Here is a 14,654-nt window from a genome sequence, read left to right as displayed (position 1 = left end):
TCGGGTGGACGCCCCAGCCGCCTTCCCGACGCCCGTCGCGTCGGGTGCCGGTCGTGGGCGCCTGGCGAAGGTGGCCGAGGGCGCTCGCGCCGGAGCGGCCCTCAGGAGCGGGCCTGTCGCCGGTACTGCCCGGGAGGCACGCCCATGGCGCGGCGGAACGCGCGATTGAAGGCAAATTCGGAGTCGTACCCGACGCGCGCGGCGATCGACGCGAGCCCGTCGTCGCTCTCGCGGAGCCGCACGGCCGCCTCCTGCATCCGCAGGCGTGTGAGGTACGCGTGCGGCGCGATGCCCACCTCGGCCGCGAACCGACGCGCGAGCGTCGCCCGCGACGTCCCGGAGCGGCGCGCCAGCTCGCTCACGCTCCAGTCCCGCTCGGGCTCGGCGTGCATCCACGCGAGCGCGCTGGCCAGCGTCCTGTCGCCGAGCGCGCCCAGCCACCCCGCACCGCCCGGCGGTTGCGCGTCCGCCCAGGCGCGGAGCACCTGCACCAGCAGGACGTCGAGCAGCCGCGAGACGACAACCGAGGCCCCCCGCTCGCCGCGCTCGTGCTCCCGCTCCAGCAGCGACACCGTGGGCGACAGGGCGCGCGCGGCCTGGGAGGCGCCACGGAGGTGCACCCGCGCCGGCAGCAGGCGCAGCACCGGGTGAGCGCCGGGCTCGTCGAACGCGAAGCAGCCACAGAGCACCCGCGTCTCGGCGCCCCTGCCGCCCAGCTCGCGCGCGGGCCCGTCACCGCGCTCCGCGAGCCATTGTTCGAGCGGCACCTTCGGGCTGCGCGGCGAGTCCGCCATCGCGTGCCCATCGCCGCGAGGCAGCAGCACGACATCCCCGGGACCCAGGGCGACAACCTCGCGCCCGTGCACAAGGTGACAGGTGCCCGAGGTGACGAGGTGCAGGGTCGCCACCGTCGTCGTCGGGAAGCGGAGGCCCCACGGAGCGCGCGCCACCGTGCGGCAGTAGAGCTGCCCGCGCAGCCCGGTGCGTTCGAGGATCTGCCCGAGGAGATCGGATGCGCCGGAGACGTCCACGCCCACAGGATAGCAGCGATCCATCCGGCGACCCCGGACGGTGAGCGCTTCGGGCAAAGCATTGAGCCGCCCGCGAATGGCCCTCGGCGGCGGCCGTCACCATGATCCTCGCCGTGAAGCGCGGTCGAACGCGCACGGAGGCACCATGGAATCGCACCGAGACGACTTGCCCTGGAAGTTCACCTCTCCCACGGCCCTTCTGACGCTGCTGCTGGGATCCTTCATGCTCTTCCTCAGCGTCCGCGGCGCGATGGACCCGCTGAGCGCCGCGCAGGGCTTCGGCCTGCCCATCTCCAGCGCCGACGCCGTCCCTTGGCTGGGCATCAAGTCCGGGCGAGATCTCGGCATCGCGCTGGCCCTCTTCGGCCTCGTCGCGACCCGGCAGCGGCGCGCGGCGGGCGTCTTCGTGCTCGTCTGCACCGTGATGCCCGTCGTCGACGCGCTGACCACGTGGAGCCACGGCGCATCCCCCGCCGTGTTCCTCGGGGTCCACGGCAGCGCCGCGCTCTTCTGTCTCGCGCTCGCCCCGGCGCTGCTCTGGCGGTCCGGGCTGCGATGCCGTCGCGACGCCTCGCCGGAGTCCGGCTACCTCGTCGCGCCCGATCATGGCGATGGGCTGCACCGGGCCTGAGCCGCAGAGCGCCCTGTCCGACGCCGCGCGGGGGCTCGCCGACCGCTTCAGGGCAACGCTGGATCGGGGGGTGAAGCTCCGAGGTTGACGTCTGATGAATCGGATCTTCACCGGAGGCCAGGACGTCGAACGCGCCTTCTACCGCCCAGTGGCCGGTCGTCGGGGGGAGAGGGACGTCGGCGCAGCTCGGTAGAATTCGCTGCGGCGGCTTGATGCCCCGGGAGCGCCGCAGGGCCAGGTCGCCATGAGGTGAGCGTGGGCCCCCTGCTGCTGCTCCGCATCACCATCACCTGGTCCCCCGCGCCAGTTGACGCTTGACGTCTCCGAGACGTTTGGATTTCCTTTCCCCACCATGAACAAGGCTTTCTTTCGCTTTCGACTCGTCGCATCGACGGCGCTCCTCGTCGCGGCCGCCGCGGCCTGCAGCGGCGAAGATGCCGATCCTGGCACGCCAGGTTCGTCGGGCGGCTCGCCGCCAGCCGGCGGATCGGGCGGAGCGGGGGGAGCGGCCGCGAGCAGCGGCGGTGCGGATCCAGGCTCGGGCGCCGCGAGCGCCGGGGGAGCTGGGGGCGTCTCCACGGGAGGTTCGTCAGCCGTCGGCACAGGAGCAGGGGGCGGCGGATCGGCAGGCACTGCATCGGGGGGCTCGGGAGGGGCGGAGCCCGAGGCGGGCGATCGCTCGCCGGAAGGCACCTGCGCGCGCTTCAACGCCGACACCGCCGACATGAGCGAAGGCACGTGGAGCGGCTCGCTGGATCCCGCGTGCGACCCGGGAGACATCTCTGCCGACGGTCGAGCGAATGCGCTCCGGCTCTTCAACCTGTACCGCTGGCTGGCGGACTTGCCCCCGGTCGTGACCGAGCCCGCCCGCGACGCTCAGGCCCAGGCCTGCGCGCTCATGATGGACGCGAACAATTCGCTCTCGCACGAGCCGCCGGAGAGCTGGAAGTGCTACTCGAAGACAGGCGCGGACGGCGCGAGGACAAGCAACATATCGAGTGGCCCCGGCGTCGCGAGCGTGCTGGGCTATCTGATCGACCCCGGGAACGAGTCGACCTTCGGCCACCGGCGCATCATCCTTTCGAACGACCTCGGCCCGATCGGCCTCGGCTCCACCGGGAAGAACGGCGCCTCCTGCATGCAGAACATCGGAGGGACGGGGCGCGCGGGGAAGGCGTGGACGGCCTGGCCTCCGCCCGGGGCGTTCCCGATGCAGGCGTATGGCGACCGCTGGAGCTCACTCAGCGACACTGGCTGGTCGATCCAGAGCGAGGACATCGAGCTCGAGGACGCCGAGGTCACGATCACGAGCGGCGGAGCCCCTCTGGCCGTCGACGTGGAGCCGCTCGAGGGGGGCTACGGCTCCACGAACGCCATCCGCATCGTGCCGAACGGTTGGGACCCCGAGGCCGGCCAGACCTACTCCGTGAACGTCTCGGGAATCGCGGCGACCATCGCCTACGACGTCGTGTTCGTCGACTGCGAGTAGAGGATTCTCGTTCCCCTCAGCTCGTCAGCGCGGCGGGGGACCGACGACGCAGGGCGACGCCGAGCACGGACGCCCGCGCCGCCCGCGTCACACTGCTGCTCGTAGATACGGCACGTGCCCGAGGCGTCCTCGCTCGTGACAGTGTCGAGGTTTCCCATCCGCTCTCTCACTCCGCAGATGGCGGGGTCCTGGCGCACCGGAACCCGAGATCGTCTGCGCGACCTGGGCTTCGATAAATACCGCTCGTTGTCGCATGCTGATTCTCCTCGCCCTGCAGATAGCTCCCGCCGTGGGTCAAGAGGTACGCGCCGCCCACGGACTGCTTCAGAATGGCACAGTCGACGCATGGAACCGGGAGCTGGCCCGACCAGTCCCGCGTGAACTCCATCATGTTTCCGCTGAGATCCTGCTGTCCCCACCGCGCTGCTCCCGCCGGCTTCGAGCCGACAGGGAGGATGTCGCCGAGCGCGCACTCGCCCGCAGGGCTCCCATCGCCCGTGCAGGCGTAGCTCGCGTGGCTCGGGTCGAGCCCCTGGCCCCACGGGTATTCCCGCTCCTCGTCGCCGCCGGCTGCCGCGTAGTTCAGCTCCGCCGTTGTGGGGAGGCGCCCCCCGTCCCACACGCAGAACGCGAAGGCTTCGAGCCACGTGACGCAGTTGATGGGCAGGTCCTCGTTGGGCCCGACCTCATCGGTCCACGTCGGCCGCTCGTACTCCGAACGGCAGTGGAGCGCAGCCTTGAGCGCCGCGGTGTCCTCCGCGAACCAGTCGTGCCAGGTGTTCCACTCGTCAGACCAGCCGCTGCCCGGGATCTTCGGGTGCTCCCCCGCCCCGTCCTCGGGTGCGCTCGCCCGCGTCCCTCCTCCGGCGTCGACGAACGCGCGGAATCGCCCCACCGTCACCTCGTACGTGTCCAGGAGAAAGCTGCTCACCGTCGTCTGCTGGAACGTGCCGCCCGGAACAAGCCTGCTGTCACAGCAGCTGACGCTCTCGGAACCGCACAGCACCTCGCTCGCCAGCGCGCCTGAGCCGCAGCTCGGAGGCCCAGCCGACGCCCCGGCGCCCTCACCGCCCGCCCCGGTCCCACCGCCGCCCGTCGCATCCCCGCCGGCCCCGCCGCCGCCGGTATCGGCCCCGCCGCCGCCGGTATCGGCCCCGCCGCCACCGGTATCGGCCCCGCCCGCCCCACCGCCGCCGCCCGTCGCGTCCCCGCCGGCCCCGCCGCCGCCGCCCGCCCCGCCGCTGCCCCCCTTGCCGGGAGGGTCGTGTTCCGGATCGGCGCCGCAGCCGGCTGCGCAACACCCGGCGAGGACGACCGCGACGATGACCCCGACCCACGTGCCTTGTCCACGGCGCTTGTCCATCATGGTCCGCTGTCTCCCTTCCGGCCGCTCCGTCGTTGCGCTATTGTCGGTGCAACCTTCCTTCGCCGGACAGAAGACAGGATCTCCCGCGAGCAAATGCGACGTCAAGCCACGCTCATCACAAGCACGTTATCGTCTCCGGCGCGCGCCCATCGCTCCGCCGCTCACCTCACGCTCCGCTCCCCGGCACCTTCTCGCCGTGGGGAGGGGGACGGTCATGATGGCGTTGGCCGGGCGCTTGCACCGGAGCGTCTCCACGGCGACGCCGTCCACGCCCGCGATCATCGTGGCCTGGTCGTCCCAGTTCATGCCGCCTTTGCCCGGCAACCCCATCGCGGACGTGACGCCCTCGACAGTGAGCCGGTCCTCGTCGAGGTAGGCGATGCCGATCGCGTCGCCGCCGCGCCCCGGGCCGCCATGACCGCCGTCGCCCCCGGGCCCCGTCGCAGGAGCAGGCCGAGCGGTCCTCCAGCACGCCGCCCGCTGCACCCCGGCCGCCGCCCGAACGGCGATGCCGCGGATCGGTCGGGCCGTCGCAGGGCACCTCCCCGCTTCGGAGGGGCCGACAACCGCCGGCAAGTCGAGGATTTACGATGAGAAATCACATCGCAAGCTGCAGCTGCGGCAACCTGTCGGCCGAAGTCGAAGGCGACCCGATTCGCGTGTCCGTCTGTCACTGCCTGGCCTGCCAGCGAAGGACCGGAAGCGTCTTCGGCGCTCAAGCCAGGTTCAGCCGCGAGAACGTGAAGATAAAGGGGCACGGGAAGGACTTCGTCCGGATCGGAGACGAAGGAACGAAGAGCACCTTCACGTTCTGTCCTGAATGTGGCGCCACCGTCTATTACGTGATGGACGGGCACGAGGACATGATCGCCATACCGGTGGGAGCCTTCGCGGACCCGGCCTTCCCCGGTCCGACGTTCTCGGTCTATGAAGAGCGAATGCATGGCTGGGTGGTCATGCCGCAAGACATCGAGCACATGCGCTGAAGGCCAGGAGCTTGGTCGAGCAGCAGCGTCGCCCGACCCCTCGGTCGAGCCGAGGCCCAGCGGCGAGGCACCCTGGCCGCCTCCAGGTCGGGCGTAGCATCCTTCCGGCGGCCATGGTACCTTGCCGTCAGCCCCGCCTCACCTCGAACGTTGGCCCGCTTCAGGCGCACGCAATGCGACCCCTTCGGTATTCGATCAACGTCACATGGGACGGGTGCTGCGATCATCGCGCGATTCTCCCGGACGAAGAATTGCATCGTCACGCGGTCGAGAACATCGAGATGGGTGAGCAGGGGGTCACATTCAGGCTGAGCGGCGAGGCGGGCTTCGGGCGCCGGCACAATCCAGCAATGCCTGAACGCTGGGCTCCTCGACGAGCTCCACGTCGACATCGCGGCGGTCCTTCATGACGACCTGGATCAGCGGAGTCTGCGAGACGAACGGCATCGACATCCACTACCTCCGCGCTGGAGGCGCCGGGTATCCCGTCGTTCTGCTCCATGACCCACGCGTACGGATCGAACAGGTACAGGACGCCGGCCACGGCCTTCCATTTCAACAACCCGAGCGTCTGGGAGAGGTGGTCCTGTCGTTCTTGCGTGAGCTGAAGTGGCTCGGCTCGCTCCAGGAAACCGCACAGAGATGAAGGGCGGACCAGCCCCCCCGCCGCACCGCCGGGCGCTCCGCGCCCACGGGTGACAGGCAAGGCGTTCGGCGGGCGGGCATCGTCCCAGGCCGGTCCAGACAGGGTGCGCCCACGTTGCGCGTATGCGGGGGCCGGTGAGCATTGGGCGGGCAGGCGGGAGCGGACGGCTGCTCGCGCGGCGCGCACAGCAATGTTGACTTTTGCTTGACACCAGGCGATGCTCTTGCAACTTTCCTGTGCGCCCCGCGCGTGCTCCGCCGGTATCGAGCGCCTGAGGCGGACCACGAGCGGGTGCCGCCGGACCCGGTGATGCAGCCGCGAGCGCCCTGGCGGGCAGGGCGACCCGCGGCTGATTGGCAAGACGTTGGCTGTCATCAGGTGCATTCGTGTCGAAGGTTGATCTCAAGAGGGAGCTCAAACATCTCTACCAGGCATCCGCGAAGGAGGTGGTTCAGGTTGACGTGCCGACGTTTCGGTTCCTCATGATCGACGGCGAGGGCGACCCCAACACATCCCATGTGTATGCCGAGGCAGTGGAAGCGCTGTTCTCGGTCTCCTACACGGCGAAGTTCATGGTGAAGAAGGGGGCGCAAGGGGTTGACTATGCGGTCATGCCTCTCGAAGGCCTCTGGTGGTCGGATGACATGTCCGTCTTCACCTCCAATGATAGGTCAAGGTGGAAATGGACGATGATGATCATGCAGCCTCATTTTGTGGAGGAGGTGGTGATCCATGCGGCCATGACGGAAGTGAGGCGAAAGAAGGCGCTTCCCGCGGTGGACGCGCTCAGGCTGGAGAGCTTCACCGAGGGATCATGTGCTCAGATACTTCACGTCGGCCCCTTCACTGAAGAAGGGCCGACCATCCAGCGAGTCCATGACTTCATTGGTGCGCGCTCGGTGCTAGCAGGAAAGCACCACGAGGTGTATCTCAGCGACATACGCCGCGCCGATCCAGCCAGGTGGAAGACCATCGTCCGCCAGCCCATGGAGTGATGGCCGACAGATCGCTCGATCCGGCGCCGCTTCGCGGCATGGTTTGATACAGGCGGCAGGCCGCAGAAGCACGCTCTCCCTCATCGCGACACGTCCTCGGAGGTTCCATGAAGCGAGTCACTGGCATCGGCGGCATCTTCTTCAAGGCCAAGGATGCTCCGGCACTACAGGCCTGGTACAAGCGGCACCTCGGGATCGATGTCCAGGAATGGGGTGGCGCGGCTTTCACCTGGACCGACGGTGAAGGTAAGCCTGTCGGCGGAACAACCATCTGGCCCATTGGCCCGGCGCAAGGTGACCCATGATCGACTTGCGGGCCTTGTCGTCTGAAGAGTGGCCCGTCTGGCGCGACCTCAGGCTGCGCGCGCTCGCGGACGCTCCCCAGGCTTTCGGGGCGACGCTCGAGGAATGGGGAAACGCGTCCGAGGAGCGCTGGCGCGCGCGCCTGGAGCTGCCTGGTTCCCACAACCTCGTGGCCTACGTCGACCGCGAGCCGGTCGGCATGGCCACAGGCGCGCCTCTCGAAGGCACCTACGTGCTGATCAGCATGTGGGTGGCGCCGGAGGTGCGCGGCCGCGGGGTCGGAGACGCGCTGGTCGAGGAGATCGTGCGATGGGCACGCGAGCGGGGCGCAAGTGAGCTCCGCCTCGACGTGAAGGAGCACAACCCCAGCGCCATCGCGTTGTACGCCCGCCACGGATTCATCGACCTGGGTCCGTCCCGCGAGGCGGGCGAGCGAGCCATGATGAAGCGTTTGTGAGCCGACGATCGAGCTGGCGGTTGCGTCCAGCGACCGCTCCACAACGCGCGGGTGCACGCGGCGCTCGCCTTCGGCTCGCGCGGGTGAACCGCCGATCCGCTGGGCGAGCGGGGGATCGTGCCAGGACCGGCCGGACCGGAAGCATGGTCTCGATCGGGTGGAGGTCGGTTGCGCCCGCCGGCGCCCTCACCGGCCCCGCGTCTTCTCTGCCTTCTGCCGCCGCACCATCTCCGCGATCCAGATCGGCGCGAACGGCGGCGTGCAGCCCGGCGATGCCGGGTAGTCCTTGAGCACCTCGAGCCGCTCGCCGATGGCCGTCGCGCGGGCGCGCAACCCGGGGTTGCGGATGCCGATCTCGGCGAGGCAGTGGTTCATCGACCACTGCTTCGGGCCGGGCGCGGTCTTCATCTCCGCCTCGATCTGGTCGAGCAGCGCGGGGAGATCGAGGCCGGCAGGGCTCTTCACGACGCGGTCCGTCGTCAGGCTCCAGCCAGCGCGCCCGACAAGCGCGCTCGCGGAGTCCTTCCAGCGGACCCGCAGCGCCTCGACGTGGCCCGACGCCTTCACCACGTGGACGATGAACCAGTCGAGCAGCTTGGGGTAGCCGATCTCCTGGACCATCGCGTCCAGCTCGTCCGCCGAGAAGGCCTTGGGCTTGAACACGAGCGTCGCCAGGAGGCGTGCGTCGGGGTCCCCTGTACGCCACAGCGCGCCGGCCAGGGCGTTGTCAGCCTTCAGCTTCTTCGCGAGCGCGCGGAGCTGGGTGAGGTTCACGCCGTGAGCGTCTCCGGCGCGGGCGTTGACCTCGCGCATCCTCTCGTTGCCCAGCGCGGCGAGATCCCGCAGGACGTCGGTGAGCTTCATGGACTGGCGCTAGCCGTATCCGCCGGCGCCGTCTAGCAGCGCGGCGTCGCCTCGGGCGCGAACCTCCTTCTCCCTGGCCGAGTCTTGTGAGCTCAGCGCCGATGCGTCCGGGCCTTGCACGAGCGACGGCGCCTGTCAGCCAGCTCGACGCAGCGCGTGAGCCACGCCAGCTTGCTGCCTCAGCGGCCGAGGCGCTGGGCTTCCTGCTGAAGCGACAGCCGACCCGCGGTCCGAGCTGCGCTCCCGGCGCGCGCGGATCGAGGCTGCCCACGCGGTAACCGCGGCGCGGGACGGCGTTCAGGCGGCGGTCCCTGGGCTCGACGGGCCGGAGTGGCGGGCTGAAGAGGCGACGACTTCCCTGGCACGCAGGGCTTGCACCCGGCGCCCGTCGTCCTAGGTGTCGCTAGGCGTCGGCTCGGCAAGGCGCTGGCCGACGGTCGCGGCGCCGACAGCGACGAGCAACGAGGCCAGGGCGCCGGCCGCCCTGCTCGCATGGATGGAGGGGAGGGGGGATGAAACTCGGTATGGTTGGGCTCGGTCGGATGGGCGCCAGCATGGTGGCGCGCCTTCTCCAGGCCGACCACCGGATCGTCGCCTTCGATCGGAACGCGGACAGGGTACGAGAGCTGGTGAGCCAGGGCGCGATCGGCGCCGGCTCGCTCGAGGAGCTGGCCAAGAAGCTCGAGCCGCCCCGCGCGATCTGGCTCATGGTGCCCGCGGCGGCCGTCGACGGCACCATCACGGCTCTGGCGCCGCTCCTGTCACGCGACGACGTGATCATCGACGGTGGCAACTCGCACTACCGTGACGACATCCGCCGCGCCAGAACGCTCGCCGCGGCCGGCGTTCGCCATGTCGACGTGGGCACCTCGGGCGGTGTCTGGGGCAAGGAGCGCGGCTACTGTCAGATGATCGGCGGCGACGCCGACGTTGTGGAGCGGCTCGAGCCCATCTTCGCCGCGCTGGCTCCGCCCTTCGAGGCGGCGCCGCGCACGCCGGGGCGCCACGGCGCGCCCACGGCCGCCGAACACGGCTACGTGCGCTGCGGACCGAACGGCGCGGGCCACTTCGTCAAGATGGTACACAACGGGATCGAGTACGGGCTCATGGCCGCGTACGCCGAGGGGCTCAATGTCCTCCGCCGCGCGAACGCCGGAAACGAGGCGCGTCCCGTCGACGCCGAGACGGCTCCCCTGCCGGAGCCCGAGCTCTATCGATACGACCTCGACCTGCGCGACATCGCCGAGGTGTGGCGCCGGGGCAGCGTCATCGCCTCCTGGCTGCTCGATCTCACGGCCGCGGCCCTGGCGCGCGACCCCGATCTGCGCGACTTCACCGGCCGCGTCTCCGACTCCGGCGAAGGGCGCTGGACGCTCAAGGCCGCGATCGACGAGAGCGTGCCGATACCGATCCTCGCGACAGCCATCAGCGAGCGCTTCGCCTCTCGCGGCGAGGCGGAGTTCTCCGACCGGGTCATGTCGGCGATGCGCTTCGGGTTCGGCGGGCACGAGGAGAAGCGTCCATGACAGTCCCGCTGCGCTCCGACGCCCTTGTGTTCTTCGGCGCCACGGGCGATCTCGCGTACAAGCAGATCTTCCCGGCGCTGCAGGCGATGGTCCGCACGGGCGCGCTGAGCGTGCCGGTGATCGGCACCGCGCGATCGCCATGGACCGTCGACCAGCTCCGCGCCCGCGCCCGCGACAGCCTCGAGCACCATGGCGGCGTCGATCGCGACAGCTTCGCGAAGCTCTGCTCGCTCCTGCGCTACGTTCCCGGCGACTACGCCGACGTCGCGACCTTTCATGCCCTGCGCCGCGAGCTCGGGCGGGCCGAGCGCCCTCTGCACTACCTCGCCATCCCGCCGAGCGCCTTCGCCTCCGTGATCCGCGGCCTCGGCACGTCGGGTTGCGCCGGTCGAGCGCGGGTCGCTGTGGAGAAGCCGTTCGGGCGCGACCTCGCCTCGGCGCGCGCCCTCAACGCCACGCTCCACGAAGCGTTCCCTGAACCGTCGATCTTCCGCATCGACCACTACCTCGGAAAAGAGCCGGTCCTGAACCTGCTCTATTTCCGGTTCACCAACCGCTTCCTGGAGCGCGTGCTCGACCGCGACAACGTCGACAGCGTGCAGATCAGCATGGCCGAGAGCTTCGGCGTCCAGGGGCGTGGCAGGTTTTACGAGGAGACGGGCGCGATCCGCGACGTCATCCAGAACCACGTGCTGCAGGTGACGGCCATCCTGGCCATGGACCCGCCCTCCAGGGAGGACGTCGAGGCGATCCGCGACGAGAAGGCGCGCATCCTGAAGGCCATGGCGCCGCTCGACCCCGAGCACGTCGTGCGGGGCCAGTTTCGCGGCTACAGGGAGGAGCCGGGCGTCGCCGCCGACTCGAACGTCGAGACGTTTGCAGCCATGAAGCTGCGCATCGACACATGGCGGTGGGCGGATGTGCCGTTCTTCCTGCGCGCGGGCAAGCGCCTCCCGACCAGCGCCTTCGAGGTGCGCGTGCAGCTCAAGCGACCGCCGCGCGACATCTACCGCGAGCGCTCGGCGCCGCCCGAGTACCTCCGCTTCCGTATCGGCCCCGACGTGACCGCCATCGCGGTGGGCGTGCACGTCAAGCGCCCCGGCGAGGCCATGGTGGGCCGCGACGTGGAGCTCCTTGCATCGGAGGGGCAGGCGCACGACATGCTGGCCTACGAGCGGCTCCTGGGCGACGCGATGCGGGGCGACACAAGCCTGTTCGCGCGCGAGGACGCCATCGAGGCACAGTGGCGCATCGTCGAGCCCGTCCTCGACGCGCCGACCCTGCCTCTCTCCTACGAACCGGGCACCTGGGGACCCGCGGAGGCCGATCGTCTGGTGGCGGCGGTGCACGGCGGCTGGCAAAGGCCGATCCCTCCGAGGGCGGCGGCATGAACCAGGAAGAGATCGACAGGCTCTGCGTCAACACCCTCCGGTTCCTCGCTGTCGACATGGTGCAGCACGCAAACTCCGGCCACCCCGGCATGCCGCTCGACGCGGCGCCGATGGCCTACGTGCTGGCGACGCGCTTCATCCGCAGGGACCCGGCCGATCCGGGCTTCATCGATCGCGATCGCTTCGTGCTCTCGGCCGGCCACGCCTCGGCGCTCCTGTATGCCCTCATGCACCTCGTGGGCTATCAGGAGATGACCCTCGAGCAACTCCAGCGCTTCCGTCAATGGCAGAGCCTGACGCCCGGCCACCCCGAGAGCCACCTCACGAGAGGCGTCGAGGCCTCGACGGGGCCGCTCGGACAGGGGATCGCGAATGCGGTGGGCATGGCCATCGCCGAGGCGCACCTGGCTGCGCGCTACAACCGCCCGGGTCACGAGGTGTTCAACCACCACACCTACGCGCTCGCGAGCGACGGCGACCTCATGGAGGGCGTGCAGGCGGAGGCGGCTTCGCTGGCGGGTCACCTGGACCTCGGCAAGCTCATCGTCCTCTATGACTCGAACCGCGTCACGCTCTCGGGCACCACCTCGCTCACGTTCACGGAGGACGTGGCGGCCCGCTACAGCGCCTACGGCTGGCACGTGCAAGAGGTCGACGACGGCAACGATCTGGCGGCCATCTCGCGCGCGATCGAGGCGGCGAAGGGGGCCAGGGCGCGACCGTCGCTGATCGTGGTCAGGACGGTGATGGCCTACGGCTCGCCCGATCTCGCCGGCTCGTGGCACGCGCACGGTAACCCGCTGGGCACGGAGGAGGTAAAGAAGACAAAGCGCAACCTCGGCTGGCCCGAGGATCCGCCCTTCCACATCCCGGCCGAGGCGCGCGCGCGCTTCCGCTCCGTCGCGGAGCGCGGCGAGGCCCTGCACAGGGACTGGGACCAGCGCTTCGCCGCCTACGCCAGGGCGCATCCCGAGCTGGCGCAGGAGATCGAGCGGCGCTTCAGCGCAGAGCTCCCTGCCGGCTGGGACGAGGGCCTGCCCAGGTGGCCCGCCGATGCCCGAGGGATGGCCACCCGCAAGGCCTCCGAGGCCGTGCTGCAAGCGCTGGCGAAGACGGTGCCGGAGCTCGTCGGCGGCTCGGGTGACCTGGATCCTTCGACGTTCACGTGGCTCAAGGAGGGCGGCGACCTGGAGTCACCGGCACGGCAACGTGAGGGGGTGGACGGGGTCGTCGGCGGCGGCTGGGGTTACGCGGGGCGCAACATCCACTTCGGCGTCCGCGAGCACGCGATGGGGGCGATCGTCAACGGCCTTGTCTATCACGGCGGCTTCATCCCCTTCGGCGCGACGTTCCTGGTCTTCGCCGACTACATGCGCCCGCCTATCCGGCTCTCGGCCATCGCCCGGCTGCGGTCGATCTGGGTCTACACGCACGACAGCATCGGCGTCGGCGAGGACGGACCGACACACGAGCCGGTGGAGCAGATCGCCAGCCTGCGCGCCATCCCGGGGCTGATCGTGCTGCGCCCGGGCGACGCCAACGAGACCCGCTGCGCCTGGCAGGTGGCCATCGAGACCCACGACACGCCGATAGCGCTCATCCTCTCGCGCCAGAGCGTACCGACCCTCGATCGCGGCGCCCTGGCCCCGGCCGAGGAGCTGCGCCGGGGCGCGTACGTGCTCAATCGAGGCGAGGCCGATCCCGAGCTCATCCTGATCGGGACCGGCTCCGAGGTGCCGCTCATCGTCGCCGCCGAGCCGGCCCTGCGCCAGCGCGGCGTCCGGGTGCGCCTCGTGTCGATGCCGTCGTGGGAGCTCTTCGCGCAGCAGAGCGCGGCGTACCGCGAGAGCGTGCTGCCCCGCGCGGTGAAGGCGAGGCTCGCGGTGGAAGCCGCCCGATCGTTCGGCTGGGAGCGCTGGGTCGGCCCGGACGGCGACATCCTCTCCGTCGACAGGTTCGGGGCGTCGGCGCCCGGCGATCTCGTGATGAAGGAGTACGGTTTCTCTATCGATCACGTCGTGGCGCGGGCCCTCGCGCTCCTCGAAAGGCTGACAGGCCCGCTGCCGCCGACGAGCCCGTCACGGGGGTCGTGAGCCCATGGACTCGTACCCTGCGATCAAGCTGCTCCTCACCGACGTCGACGGCACCCTCGTCACCTCGGACAAGCGCCTCACCGATCGCGCCCTCGCGTCGGTCGAGCGGCTGCGTTCGGCCGGTGTAGGGCTCGCCATCATCAGCGGTCGCCCGCCGCGCGGGATGGCGATGCTGAACGGACCGCTCGCGCTGGCGACGCCCGTCATCGCGTTCAACGGCGGCATGTTCGTGACGCCCGATCTCGCCGAGGTGCTCGAGCAACGCTGCCTGCCTGTCACCGTCGCCGAGGAGGTCGTGACGGCGCTCGCGAGCGCTGGCCTGGACGTCTGGGTCTACCGCGGCAGCGACTGGTTCATCCGCCGCCGCGACGCGCCGCACGTCACGCGCGAGGAGCAGACAGTGCAGTTCGCGCCCATCGTCATCGACGATCTCGGCGGCGCCCTCGAGGGCGCCGTCAAGATCGTCGGCGTCAGCGACGACCTCGCCCTTGTCGCACGCTGCGAGGGCGAGCTGCGTCAGCGCTTCGGAGCACAGGTGTCCGCGGCGCGATCGCAGCCTTACTATCTCGACGTGACCCACCCCGACGCGAACAAGGCGGCGGCGCTGCGGTGGCTGTCGCGCACGCTCGGCGTCCCGCTCTCGCAGGTCGCCTGCATCGGTGACATGCCGAACGACGTGCTCATGTTCGGGCTGGCGGGGCTGAGCATCGCGATGGGGAACGCCAGCCCCGACGTGCAACGCTGCGCGCGCCACGTCACCTCGTCGAACGACGAAGAGGGGTTCGCGTGCGCCGTCGACAGGTTCGTCCTCGGCGCGCGCGCCGACGCGTCACCGCGACAGGGTCAGCGCCAACAAACCTGAAAACCAGGAGGGCC

General features: G+C 70.2%; 15 protein-coding genes and 2 pseudogenes. 12 read left to right on the top strand and 5 right to left on the bottom strand.

Going from position 1 to position 14,654, the window contains the following annotated elements; all coding sequences use genetic code 11:
- Positions 1 to 101: 101 nt before the first annotated feature.
- Positions 102 to 1,055 carry a cupin domain-containing protein gene (locus WMF42_RS37230; protein WP_437687895.1) on the bottom strand — a complete coding sequence of 318 codons (954 nt, stop codon included), beginning with the start codon at positions 1,053 to 1,055 and terminating at the stop codon, positions 102 to 104.
- Positions 1,056 to 1,176: 121 nt separating this feature from the next.
- On the opposite strand from WMF42_RS37230, the gene WMF42_RS37225 reads away from it, so the two are divergent.
- Positions 1,177 to 1,662: a DUF4267 domain-containing protein gene (locus WMF42_RS37225; RefSeq protein WP_437687893.1), complete on the top strand. Its 486-nt coding sequence runs from the start codon at positions 1,177 to 1,179 to the stop codon at positions 1,660 to 1,662.
- Positions 1,663 to 2,386: 724 nt separating this feature from the next.
- Positions 2,387 to 3,151 (top strand): CAP domain-containing protein, encoded by a 765-nt coding sequence (locus WMF42_RS37220; protein WP_437687891.1) that lies wholly within the window; start codon positions 2,387 to 2,389, stop codon positions 3,149 to 3,151.
- 166 nt (positions 3,152 to 3,317) lie between these two features.
- On the opposite strand, the gene WMF42_RS37215 is transcribed toward WMF42_RS37220, so the two are convergent.
- Together WMF42_RS37215 and WMF42_RS37210 are read right to left on the bottom strand one after the other, a co-directional pair.
- Complete coding sequence (locus WMF42_RS37215) at positions 3,318 to 4,517, bottom strand: formylglycine-generating enzyme family protein (RefSeq protein WP_437687889.1); 1,200 nt, start codon at positions 4,515 to 4,517, stop codon at positions 3,318 to 3,320.
- Between the two features lie 126 nt (positions 4,518 to 4,643).
- Positions 4,644 to 5,003, bottom strand: coding sequence for a hypothetical protein (locus WMF42_RS37210; RefSeq protein WP_437687887.1), 360 nt, complete (start codon positions 5,001 to 5,003; stop codon positions 4,644 to 4,646).
- Between the two features lie 104 nt (positions 5,004 to 5,107).
- Here WMF42_RS37210 and WMF42_RS37205 point away from each other — a divergent pair, with 104 nt between their 5' ends.
- Entirely contained in the window at positions 5,108 to 5,503 is a 396-nt protein-coding gene (locus WMF42_RS37205) for a GFA family protein (RefSeq protein WP_437687885.1), read from the top strand.
- A gap of 173 nt (positions 5,504 to 5,676) precedes the next feature.
- Positions 5,677 to 5,782: pseudogene (locus tag WMF42_RS37200) on the top strand (dihydrofolate reductase family protein); the annotation flags it as partial.
- Positions 5,783 to 5,806: 24 nt separating this feature from the next.
- On the opposite strand, the gene WMF42_RS37195 reads toward WMF42_RS37200, so the two are convergent.
- Complete coding sequence (locus tag WMF42_RS37195) at positions 5,807 to 5,950, bottom strand: hypothetical protein (RefSeq protein ID WP_199694324.1); 144 nt, start codon at positions 5,948 to 5,950, stop codon at positions 5,807 to 5,809.
- Between WMF42_RS37195 and WMF42_RS37190 the strand changes: the two genes are divergently transcribed.
- The 4 genes and pseudogenes from WMF42_RS37190 (at position 5,910) to WMF42_RS37175 (ending at position 7,904) form a co-directional block, all read left to right on the top strand.
- Positions 5,910 to 6,149, top strand: coding sequence for an alpha/beta fold hydrolase (locus WMF42_RS37190; RefSeq protein WP_081427016.1), 240 nt, complete (start codon positions 5,910 to 5,912; stop codon positions 6,147 to 6,149). The genes WMF42_RS37195 and WMF42_RS37190 overlap by 41 nt on opposite strands.
- Positions 6,150 to 6,535: 386 nt before the next feature.
- Positions 6,536 to 7,144, top strand: coding sequence for a GyrI-like domain-containing protein (locus tag WMF42_RS37185; protein ID WP_437687883.1), 609 nt, complete (start codon positions 6,536 to 6,538; stop codon positions 7,142 to 7,144).
- A gap of 107 nt (positions 7,145 to 7,251) precedes the next feature.
- Positions 7,252 to 7,443 (top strand): annotated as a pseudogene (locus tag WMF42_RS37180) (VOC family protein); the annotation flags it as partial.
- 2 nt (positions 7,444 to 7,445) lie between these two features.
- Entirely contained in the window at positions 7,446 to 7,904 is a 459-nt protein-coding gene (locus tag WMF42_RS37175) for a GNAT family N-acetyltransferase (RefSeq protein WP_061612498.1), read from the top strand.
- A 186-nt stretch (positions 7,905 to 8,090) separates the two neighbouring features.
- Here the strand turns inward: WMF42_RS37175 and WMF42_RS37170 are convergent, their stop codons facing one another.
- Complete coding sequence (locus WMF42_RS37170) at positions 8,091 to 8,768, bottom strand: DNA alkylation repair protein (RefSeq protein WP_437687880.1); 678 nt, start codon at positions 8,766 to 8,768, stop codon at positions 8,091 to 8,093.
- 512 nt (positions 8,769 to 9,280) lie between these two features.
- Here WMF42_RS37170 and gnd point away from each other — a divergent pair.
- Genes gnd through WMF42_RS37150 form a run of 4 tightly spaced genes read left to right on the top strand, consistent with a single transcriptional unit; the run spans position 9,281 to position 14,640 of the window.
- Positions 9,281 to 10,294, top strand: coding sequence for a phosphogluconate dehydrogenase (NAD(+)-dependent, decarboxylating) (gene gnd / locus WMF42_RS37165; RefSeq protein ID WP_061607525.1), 1,014 nt, complete (start codon positions 9,281 to 9,283; stop codon positions 10,292 to 10,294).
- Positions 10,291 to 11,685 carry a glucose-6-phosphate dehydrogenase gene (gene zwf / locus WMF42_RS37160; RefSeq protein ID WP_437687878.1) on the top strand — a complete coding sequence of 465 codons (1,395 nt, stop codon included), beginning with the start codon at positions 10,291 to 10,293 and terminating at the stop codon, positions 11,683 to 11,685. Before gnd ends, zwf begins: the two co-directional genes overlap by 4 nt.
- Positions 11,682 to 13,778, top strand: coding sequence for a transketolase (gene tkt / locus WMF42_RS37155; RefSeq protein ID WP_437687876.1), 2,097 nt, complete (start codon positions 11,682 to 11,684; stop codon positions 13,776 to 13,778). Before zwf ends, tkt begins: the two co-directional genes overlap by 4 nt.
- A gap of 4 nt (positions 13,779 to 13,782) precedes the next feature.
- Positions 13,783 to 14,640: a Cof-type HAD-IIB family hydrolase gene (locus WMF42_RS37150; protein WP_437687874.1), complete on the top strand. Its 858-nt coding sequence runs from the start codon at positions 13,783 to 13,785 to the stop codon at positions 14,638 to 14,640.
- Positions 14,641 to 14,654: the final 14 nt, after the last annotated feature.

This window comes from Sorangium sp. So ce176 (assembly GCF_051519835.1).
Taxonomy (GTDB): domain Bacteria; phylum Myxococcota_A; class Polyangia; order Polyangiales; family Polyangiaceae; genus Sorangium; species Sorangium cellulosum_G.
This window is presented reverse-complemented; position numbering and strand designations above follow the sequence as displayed.

Excerpts from the sequence above, each read along its gene's own strand:
- WMF42_RS37230 (WP_437687895.1), bottom strand. The coding sequence starts at position 1,055 with ATGGATCGCTGCTATCCTGTGGGCGTGGACGTCTCCGGCGCATCCGAT.
- WMF42_RS37225 (WP_437687893.1), top strand. The coding sequence starts at position 1,177 with ATGGAATCGCACCGAGACGACTTGCCCTGGAAGTTCACCTCTCCCACG.
- WMF42_RS37220 (WP_437687891.1), top strand. The coding sequence starts at position 2,387 with ATGAGCGAAGGCACGTGGAGCGGCTCGCTGGATCCCGCGTGCGACCCG.
- WMF42_RS37215 (WP_437687889.1), bottom strand. The coding sequence starts at position 4,517 with ATGATGGACAAGCGCCGTGGACAAGGCACGTGGGTCGGGGTCATCGTC.
- WMF42_RS37205 (WP_437687885.1), top strand. The coding sequence starts at position 5,108 with ATGAGAAATCACATCGCAAGCTGCAGCTGCGGCAACCTGTCGGCCGAA.
- WMF42_RS37190 (WP_081427016.1), top strand. The coding sequence starts at position 5,910 with ATGACGACCTGGATCAGCGGAGTCTGCGAGACGAACGGCATCGACATC.
- WMF42_RS37195 (WP_199694324.1), bottom strand. The coding sequence starts at position 5,950 with ATGCCGTTCGTCTCGCAGACTCCGCTGATCCAGGTCGTCATGAAGGAC.
- WMF42_RS37175 (WP_061612498.1), top strand. The coding sequence starts at position 7,446 with ATGATCGACTTGCGGGCCTTGTCGTCTGAAGAGTGGCCCGTCTGGCGC.
- WMF42_RS37170 (WP_437687880.1), bottom strand. The coding sequence starts at position 8,768 with ATGAAGCTCACCGACGTCCTGCGGGATCTCGCCGCGCTGGGCAACGAG.
- gnd (WP_061607525.1), top strand. The coding sequence starts at position 9,281 with ATGAAACTCGGTATGGTTGGGCTCGGTCGGATGGGCGCCAGCATGGTG.
- zwf (WP_437687878.1), top strand. The coding sequence starts at position 10,291 with ATGACAGTCCCGCTGCGCTCCGACGCCCTTGTGTTCTTCGGCGCCACG.
- tkt (WP_437687876.1), top strand. The coding sequence starts at position 11,682 with ATGAACCAGGAAGAGATCGACAGGCTCTGCGTCAACACCCTCCGGTTC.
- WMF42_RS37150 (WP_437687874.1), top strand. The coding sequence starts at position 13,783 with ATGGACTCGTACCCTGCGATCAAGCTGCTCCTCACCGACGTCGACGGC.